The sequence below is a fragment of the Anoxybacillus sp. TBDG-1 genome, from assembly GCF_054815885.1.
This window is the reverse complement of sequence record NZ_JBTZSY010000068.1, coordinates 1-8,795: the sequence shown is the minus strand read 5'-3', so window position 1 is coordinate 8,795 and position 8,795 is coordinate 1. Positions and strand designations below refer to the sequence as shown.

Annotated in this window: 5 protein-coding genes; 2 read left to right on the top strand and 3 right to left on the bottom strand. The window is 41.8% G+C overall.

Annotation, left to right across the window (positions count from 1 at the left end; translation table 11 throughout):
- The first annotated feature begins 62 nt into the window (after positions 1-62).
- A complete protein-coding gene (locus ACYQY7_RS13270) occupies positions 63-3,119 on the top strand; it encodes an efflux RND transporter permease subunit (RefSeq protein WP_461202749.1) in 3,057 nt (1,018 codons plus the stop codon).
- A gap of 117 nt (positions 3,120-3,236) precedes the next feature.
- Here ACYQY7_RS13270 and ACYQY7_RS13265 read toward each other — a convergent pair whose 3' ends face one another.
- Both ACYQY7_RS13265 and ACYQY7_RS13260 read right to left on the bottom strand, forming a co-directional pair.
- Positions 3,237-5,933 carry a DEAD/DEAH box helicase gene (locus ACYQY7_RS13265; RefSeq protein WP_461202753.1) on the bottom strand — a complete coding sequence of 899 codons (2,697 nt, stop codon included), beginning with the start codon at positions 5,931-5,933 and terminating at the stop codon, positions 3,237-3,239.
- Positions 5,933-7,585 (bottom strand): hypothetical protein, encoded by a 1,653-nt coding sequence (locus ACYQY7_RS13260; RefSeq protein WP_461202747.1) that lies wholly within the window; start codon positions 7,583-7,585, stop codon positions 5,933-5,935. The genes ACYQY7_RS13265 and ACYQY7_RS13260 overlap by 1 nt, the downstream gene beginning before the upstream one ends.
- 211 nt (positions 7,586-7,796) lie before the next feature.
- Between ACYQY7_RS13260 and ACYQY7_RS13255 the strand changes: the two genes are divergently transcribed.
- Positions 7,797-8,219 carry a VanZ family protein gene (locus ACYQY7_RS13255; RefSeq protein ID WP_461202745.1) on the top strand — a complete coding sequence of 141 codons (423 nt, stop codon included), beginning with the start codon at positions 7,797-7,799 and terminating at the stop codon, positions 8,217-8,219.
- A gap of 8 nt (positions 8,220-8,227) precedes the next feature.
- On the opposite strand, the gene ACYQY7_RS13250 is transcribed toward ACYQY7_RS13255, so the two are convergent.
- Positions 8,228-8,743: a Fic family protein gene (locus ACYQY7_RS13250; RefSeq protein WP_461202751.1), complete on the bottom strand. Its 516-nt coding sequence runs from the start codon at positions 8,741-8,743 to the stop codon at positions 8,228-8,230.
- Positions 8,744-8,795 lie beyond the last annotated feature (52 nt).

The following is an 8,795-nucleotide window of genomic DNA, read 5'->3' as shown; positions in this document are numbered from 1 at the left end:
TTTATAAATAATGAATAGATTATTTATAAAGTTTTGTAAGTTTTCTGTAACGGGACAAAGTGATGAGCATTAGCCATTTTTCGATTCGGCGTCCAGTGTTGACGTTTGTTTCGATGATTATCGTCATTCTTTTAGGGGCGGTATCGTTGTTCAATATTCCGATGAAACTCATCCCCGATATTCAGCCTCCTGTTGGCGTTGTTGTGGCGACGTATCCAGGAGCAGGGCCGACGGAAGTGCTTGAAAAAGTGACAAAACCGTTAGAAAGCAGCTTAGCGACGCTGCCGGGATTAAAGTCGATGACATCGACATCGCAAGAAGGATCGACACTTATTTTACTCCAATTCTCATGGGCGACCGTCATTGATGAGATGCAAAATGACGTCATGCAGCGAATCGACCAAACCCCGTTGCCAGATGATGTACAAAAACCGAGATTTTTAAAGTTTGACCCGTCGCAGTTTCCTGTCATTCAAATGACGTTAACGAGCAAAGACGGAACGGGCGAGTTGAACGCATTAGCGCAACAGTTAAAAGCAGAGCTTGCGAAAACAGAAGGAGTCGCGAGCGTGAACGTATCGGGGACGTTGACAAAACGAGTGCGCGTGCTCGTTGATCAAAATAAACTGCGAACGTATCGTCTTTCCCAACAAGACATTGCGAATTTCATTTCGGCGAATAACGTATCGTTGCCGGGGGAAACCGTTGTCATCGATGAGCGACAATTATCGACGCGCATTTTAAGTACTGTGCAATCAGTCGATGAATTAAAAAAATTCGTGATTACGATTAATCCATTGACAAATGAACGCATTCGTCTCCAAGATGTAGCGAAAGTTGAACTCGTTTCAGACGAACAACGAACGATTACAAGAACAAATGAACAGCCGTCTGTCTTAATGAGTGTACTGCAAAAAGCAGATGCGAATACAGCTGAAGTGTCAAAAGCGTTTCAAAAACAGTTAGACAAGTTATTGAAAAAAGAGCAGTTTCAAAACGTCCGTGCGAATATATTATTTGACCAAGGGGAGTTTATTGAACGAACGATTCGCAATATCGCACAGTCGCTCGTGTTAGGCGGGGCGTTTGCGATGGCGGTGCTGTTTATGTTTTTACGGAACATCAAAAGCCCAATCATTATTGGCATCGCCATTCCGTATTCTGTTATTGTGACGTTTGTGTTAATGTATTTTTCCGATTTTACGTTAAACATTATGACGCTCGGTGGACTAGCGCTCGGGATTGGGATGCTTGTCGACAACTCCATTGTCGTTATTGAAAATATTTCCCGCCATTTAGCGATGGGGAAAGAGCCGAAAGAAGCGGCAAAAGATGGGGTAAGCGAAGTGGGAAGCGCCATCGTCGCGTCGACGTTGACGAGCGTGGCGGTATTCATTCCTGTGTTATTTATTACCGGATTAATTGGTGATTTATTTACCGAATTTGCGATGACGATTGCATTTAGTTTACTTGCTTCATTATTTGTGGCGTTAACGGTCGTGCCGATGCTTGCGAGCCGTTGGTTGCGCCCGCGCAGACGTTATCGTGAAGAAGCGCGGTTATCTTCTGCCCCGATGCGTGCGCTTGAACGAAGCTTACGTTGGTCATTGCGCCATCGTTTTATTATGTTGTTGTTGGCGGTTAGTTTGTTCGGCGTTGGCGTTGTCGGGTTGACAAACGTTGGGATGCAGTTTTTACCGAATACAGATGAAGGATTTTTCTCCATTCGTGTACAAACAGATGACGGTTATTCTCTCAAAGCGACAGAGCGCGTCGTTAAGGCGATTGAACATGAATTAAAACGAGTCGATGATATTGAAACGTACGTGAGCCTCATCGGTTCGACGCAAGAACAGTCGTTTCGTGGAACGACACAAAGTAACGTAGCTGAAATATATGTAAAAATGAAGCCGAAAGATGAGCGCAATCGCTCGGTGTTTGTCGTCGTTGACGAATTAAAATCCCCTGTACAACAAGCGGTGAAAAAAGTGAACAAAACCGCAGAAGTGTCGTTCAACTTGCAAGCATCGACAGGAAGTGCGCCAAATACGTTAACATTTAGTGTAAAAGATACGGATGAACAACGGCTCAAACAAGTCGTTCGTCAAATTGAAAAACGATTAAAGTCGTTAAAAGAAGTGAAAGAAGTGACAACGGATTTGTCAGAAACAGTTGATGAAATTCAAGTCAAAATCGATCGGGAAAAGGCGTTGCAACATGGGCTTACACCAGCGCAAGTCGCCATCGTTGCCGAACAAATGACGCGCGGAATGACAGCGACACGTATGATTGATGCTAGCGCGAACGTGTACGATGTGACGGTAGAGTACGACCAAAATGAAAAAAATTCCGTTTCCGATTTAAAACAATTGCTCGTGAAAAAACCGGACGGATCGTTTGTGAAACTTGGCGATATTGCATCTGTGTCAATTGGAAAAAGTCGCGTGCAAATTCAACGGGTGAATGAACAAAGCGCTGTTCAGTTTACGGTGAAATATAAAAATTCCGTTACGCTTGGTGACATATCAGCGCTTGTTGATCGCGAAATTGAAAAGCTCGATCTCCCGCCTGAAACGGATATCGTCTTTAGTGGCGATCGGGAGTTGCTTGAGTCGTCCATTGATGATTTAGCATTAGCCTTTGCGCTTGCGGTGACATTCGTCTATCTTGTCATGGCAGCGCAATTTGAATCGTTTAAACATCCGTTTATTATTATGTTCACGATTCCACTTATGATCATCGGTATTGCAGGTGGATTGTGGTTGACGCAAACGCCGGTGAGCGTCATGGTCATTATTGGTGGCATTGTTCTTGCGGGTATTGTCGTCAACAACGCGATCGTTCTTGTCGATTATATGAATCAATTGCGTGCCCGTGGAGGGCGGGATATTATTGTCACAGCGGTTAAACTTCGCCTTCGTCCGATTTTGATGACGGCGTTGACGACGATTTTAGGTTTATTGCCGCTCGCCTTTGGCGTTGGGGATGGGGCAGAGCTCAATCAACCGATGGCGATTACCGTTATCGGCGGATTAATTAGCAGCACCTTTTTAACATTGTTTATTATTCCGATTGTGTATAGCTTTACGTTATCGAGAAAGTTTTATATCCAAAAATAAACAGCCGACATTAGCGGCTGTTTATTTTTCGTTCTTCTAGTTTTTTTGCCATTTGTTCTAGCAGTTTTTCCCATAATGTTTGTTGTTTCGTTCCTTTTTTCTTCGCCATGTGTCACCTCATGAAAGGGTAAATAGTTCCCGCAATTGTTCGTTTGACAGTTCGGTAATCCACGTTTCGCTTTGAATGAGCTGTTCATTGAGTGCTTGTTTTTTCTCAAGCATATTATCAATTTTTTCTTCAATCGTCCCCGTTGTAATGAGTTTATGCACGTGGACAAATTTCGTTTGCCCGATGCGATACGCTCGGTCTGTCGCTTGGTTTTCAACGGCAGGATTCCACCAACGATCGAAATGAATGACATGGTTGGCGGCTGTTAAATTGAGTCCTGTTCCACCTGCTTTGAGCGATAAAATGAATATATGAAACTGTCCGTTTTGAAATTGTTCAATCATGTCATCACGCGTTTGTTTCGGTGTGCTTCCGTTTAAAAAGACGACGTTTTCTTTCAAATGTGTAGAAAGAAGATGTTGCATCATTTCGCCCATTTGAATGTATTGTGTGAAAATTAAACAGCTTTCTCCATTTTCACGAATTTGTTCGACAAGTTCAAGCAACTTTTCTACTTTATGCGATCGTTCCACGATTTGCTTTGGATGCTGTTCTTTTAAATAAAGGGCAGGATGGTTACATAGTTGCTTTAAACTATTTAACATTTGTAAAATGATGCCTCGCCGCGCAAATCCGTCTACTTGGTCAAGTTTTTCAAGCGATTGCTGCACAATTTGTTCGTATAAAGACGCTTGTTCGACGGTAAGCGGGCAATATTCTTTTTGTTCAAGTTTGTCTGGCAAATCGAGCGCAATTCGTTCATCTGTTTTCGTTCGGCGCAATAAAAATGGACGAATGAGTTTTTGGAGCTTTTCTGTTGCTTGTGCATCCCCGTTTTTCTCAATCGGCGTCGCAAAGCGGCGTTGAAACTCTGTTTGTGAACTTAAATAGCCGGGATTTAAAAATTGAAAAATGCTCCAAAGCTCATTTAGTCGGTTTTCAATTGGGGTTCCGGTGAGCGCGATTTTATGCCGTCCTTTTAGTTTACGAATGGCGCGCGCCTGTTTCGTTTGGGCATTTTTAATGTTTTGCGCTTCATCTAAACAAATGACGTCCCAATTGACGTTTGCTAAGTCGTCGAAATCTAAATGCGCTAAGCTATATGATGTAATGACGACATCGGCTTCGTTTACAGCGGCAAGAAAAGCCTCTTCTTTTGCCCGTGCTTGTCCGTGATGAACATGAACACGTAGTGACGGAACGAACTGTTGACATTCTTTTTGCCAGTTGCCGATGACGCTCGTTGGGCAAATAAGCAAGGCAGGTCCGTTTCGTTTCTCGTTTTCTTTCACATATGCGAAATACGCAAGCATTTGAACCGTTTTTCCAAGCCCCATATCGTCTGCTAGACAGCCGCCAAAACCGAGCTGGCGTAAAAAGATGAGCCAGTCGACGCCTCGTTGTTGATATGGGCGCAATGTACCTTGAAATGTTTTTGGAACAGTGACCGATGGAATATGGTCGATGTTTTTCATTTTTTTCACAAGCGACGTAAATGAACGGTTTAGTTCAATGTCAATTGGTTCGTCGTCTTCATGTCGTCCGTTTGTTTTCTCCGCAAGTGCTTGCATAAGTACGTCGCGAATCGATAAACCTTCTTGTTTAGCTTTTTTCATTAGTTTTTGCATGTGTTGAATGACAGCAGGATCAAGCTGAACCCATTGGTCGCGAATGCGGACAAGACGACGTTTTTGTTCAACAAGCTCCGCAAATTGCTGTTCCGATAGTTCGACTCCATTTGTAGCGATACGCCAATCGAAATCGACGAGCGCATCAAGTCCGAATACAGATGTTGCGGATGATTTCACCCGTGCTTTGACACGGAGGCGCGTTTGTTTCACAACTTCCCACCATGATGGGACGATGACGCGAACGCCTGCTTCGCCTAATTCTACGGTTGCTTCCACTAAAAATCGCCACGCGTCGTCCTCGTTTAATTGGGTGCGCAACGCCCCGCTTTCGCTCAGCCATGGCACGATCGTTTGCCATCGTTGTTGTGCTCGTTCAATATGACTAACGTATGCTTCCCAAGCTTTGGGCATATGCGGATAAACGGTGATGTCGTCTGTTTCTGTATCGATGAGCACCGTTTCCAGCGGCCATGTTCCGCCATCTTCCCCTGGTTCATTTAAGCGAATGGCGACGATAAACGGCGGACGGTTTTTATCCCAACCGATTTCTGTTAACCAATCGTGCTCGTCCATAATTGAAGCGACGTCGCTTATAAGAAGGGGATATGTTTCAGTAATTTGCTGCCACGTTTGTTTGAGTTCCACATCTGATTGAATCCAGTCATTCATCGCTTCAGAACGCCAGACGGAAATAAACGGATGCTCATCTTCGGTCGTTCCTTTCCATCCGAAACGTCCTTGTTTCCACGCGTCAAAATCAGGCATGAATTGTTTTTGTTCAATGTTTGCTATGATTTGTTTTGCCCATGTTTGAAATTGTTTGCTTTGGTCATCCCATATAACTTTGATCAATGTGCTTGGGGATGAATAGGCAAAAAACGTTGCTGCCTCCCATGGAGAAAGAAGGACGCCGATATGTGTTTCAATCGTCTCGACAGGGGCAAATGTGCCATAAAACGTTTCTTCATGCCAACAAAAGACGAGATCTTTCCACTGATTTGGGTGCGTATCATCACTATAAATGAAAAACTGTTTTTGTTCATCGAGCCAACGGCTTTTTAGTTCAAGTTGCATCATATAAATTTCCCTTTCCGTAATAAATCTTGAAAGGCGCGTAAACGTTTTGTTTGTTCAGTTAGTTTTGCGATATATGCTTCCCAGCGAGGCATTTGTTTTAATGCACGGTAGTGTGCGCGCAGTTTTCGTAAATGTTTCATTGCCTGTTCGTATGCGCTCCGATTTTTTTGTTCGATGTAGTGCATAATGGTTTGGTGATACAAAGGAAGAACGAGCGAGCGATCGGCTTGTTCGACTGCTTTTACATGGAACGGGTGAATCATATCGACGTTTGCTTTTTCGAACATGTATAATTCAATGAGCTCTTTCCATTTTTGTTTATCAAACAAGTAGTCGATGTACGTATAAAAACTATATGGAAGCAATTTTTGAAGCAGTTGTTCGTATTTTTCATGTTGTTGATTTCCCGTTGCTGTGCTGTAGCGATGATACGCAAACAAAATCGCCTCTGTAAACCAATTTCGATGGCGGAAATCAATGGAGTTAAAATAGGTGTCGATGTTACTTTCGAGACGCTTGAACCATGTTGCCCCTCGCTGTATATTTTTTTTTGCAAACGACATTTCCATAAATTCAATCATATAATCTACTGCTAAATATGGGAACGGCTCAATAAGGCGATAAGCTCGCTCATCGTTTTCAAGTAAAAAAGCTAAATAAGAAGACGCAATAATAAAAGGTGTTCTTTTGGACGGTTCTTTTTGTACATTGATCTGTTCCATTACCCATGTACATTCTGTTTCACGGTCAAACTGACCCGTAAGTAGTCGACCCCATATGTCTTTATAGACGTCTGTGGCACATTCCATATACGAGCGCTCACAAAATAAAATGTGTCGCACGTATGGAATTGTTTCACGCAAAATCGCTTCATGCCCTTTTGTTCGAGGCTTTTTCGCTAATGTTTGTATAGCTTCATGAACCTTTTCGGCAAATTGTTTCATTTGTCGTTCTTGAATGATTGAAAAATATCCCGATTGTTGTTCTGGTATGTAAATGAGTTTTGTGAATGTAAACAATGAACCATGAAAATAATACAAATGATCTAAAAATGCCGCTTTCGACGTTGGTCGCTCGAACGTTTGGAAAAAGGAGTAAATCAGTTTTCGTACATGTTCTTCAGGTGCTAGAAAGCCGTGTCGAAACATTTTGTCATATTTCTTTTCAAACGATTGCCACCAACTTTCAACAATCGATCCTTTTCGTTCTATAGCTTCTTTTGGTTGTTGTTTCGTTGAAAGAGATTCTTTCTTTTGGGCACTTTGGTCGCTAATGGCTGCTTCTTTTTGTTCTTTCTTTTGTTTTTTATTTGGCTCTTTCCAGCGGCGAATAAAATCGCCTACCGTATCAATTTGGTTGTACGCATATAAAAATAAAGCTAAGTTATGGGCGCATATACCAACAGACGTGCATCCGCATAATGAACTAGAAATTTGTTTTAATTGAAAAGATGGTTCATATGTGTGTCCACGATCTGTTACTTTCCCTTTTAACACATTGTTTTCAATTGTAACGTTATATACATGTCCAGTGCGGTACAATTGCCATGCTCGTTTAATGACGTCACTATGTTTTTTATAAGGCAATAGCTTCATTAAGCGCTCAGCCGCTTTTGTCATCACTTCGGGCGATAACATTGTCTGCAACATATGCAAATTACTCCTTTTCGTTCATTTGTTCTCATTTTAGCATACCACCCTTTTATTTACAAATAGAACATATCCGACAGATTCCTTATTATACTAAATCAAGAACCTGTCTTTTTTCTCCCACAAACATTTTATTCATACAAATCAGTCGTATAAAAGGGATAAAAGTAGTAAAATGGTGTGTAGATTTCCAAAGATAGAAAGGGATTTAATGATAATGAAAACAAATCGCTTGATATGGTGGGGACTTGTGTTTATATGGTGTGCGTTAATTTACTATTTTACCGAGTCTCCGCTATTTATCGGAGAGCAAACGGCGCAATGGATCCGGTATTGGCTTGATTATTTTGGAATTGAAACGAACCACCCTGTGAGCGACGGGGTATTTTCATGGAATTTCATTATTCGAAAATGTGCGCATATGACGGTGTTTGGAACGTTTGCGTTTCTGGCGTGGAAAGCGACAGCTTCATATCGCTTCGCTTGGTTACTTACGCTTAGTTGTGCCGTGTTTGATGAATGGCACCAGTCGTTCCAACCAGAGCGAACGGCGCTATTTTCTGACGTGGTCATTGATATGATTGGGGCAACGATTGTTTTATGGATTGTTTGGAAAGGAAATAAGCGAGCATAGACACTCGCTTATTTGTTTATTTTTCGCCACTTCGCCCCTCTCCCTTTACCGATTGGTGTAACTTTTTTTGCTTCCTTCAACTCATTTAAAACGCGATTAATCGTTGTTTCACTAATGTCAGGGCAAGCGTGACGAATATCTTCTTTTGTGAAATATCCGACTTTGCCTTCAATAAAATCTTGAATGCGTTTTCGCTTATTTCCACGACTTATTTCTATATAGCCGACACGTTCTTCAAGTTTTTTATAGGCGGCAACAATAACTGATAAAAAGTAATGTAACCAAGGGAAAATGTCGTTTTTCCCTTCATGCCAGTGGATCGATGAGCGTTTGAGAACGTCGTAATATGTTTCTTTACTTTCTTCGATGAGCGTTTCTATACTAATATAACGGCCGACTTCGTATCCAAATTTGTATAATAAAAGAAGAGTTAATAAACGCGACATTCGTCCATTCCCATCGTGAAATCGATGAATGCAAAGGAAATCTAAAATGAAGGTTGCAATTGCGATTAACGGATGTATGGATAATAAAATTAACCAAATAAATAAAAATAATTAAAAATTTTTATAAAAA

Excerpts from the sequence above, each read along its gene's own strand:
- ACYQY7_RS13270 (WP_461202749.1), top strand. The coding sequence starts at position 63 with ATGAGCATTAGCCATTTTTCGATTCGGCGTCCAGTGTTGACGTTTGTT.
- ACYQY7_RS13265 (WP_461202753.1), bottom strand. The coding sequence starts at position 5,933 with ATGCAACTTGAACTAAAAAGCCGTTGGCTCGATGAACAAAAACAGTTT.
- ACYQY7_RS13260 (WP_461202747.1), bottom strand. The coding sequence starts at position 7,585 with ATGTTGCAGACAATGTTATCGCCCGAAGTGATGACAAAAGCGGCTGAG.
- ACYQY7_RS13255 (WP_461202745.1), top strand. The coding sequence starts at position 7,797 with ATGATAATGAAAACAAATCGCTTGATATGGTGGGGACTTGTGTTTATA.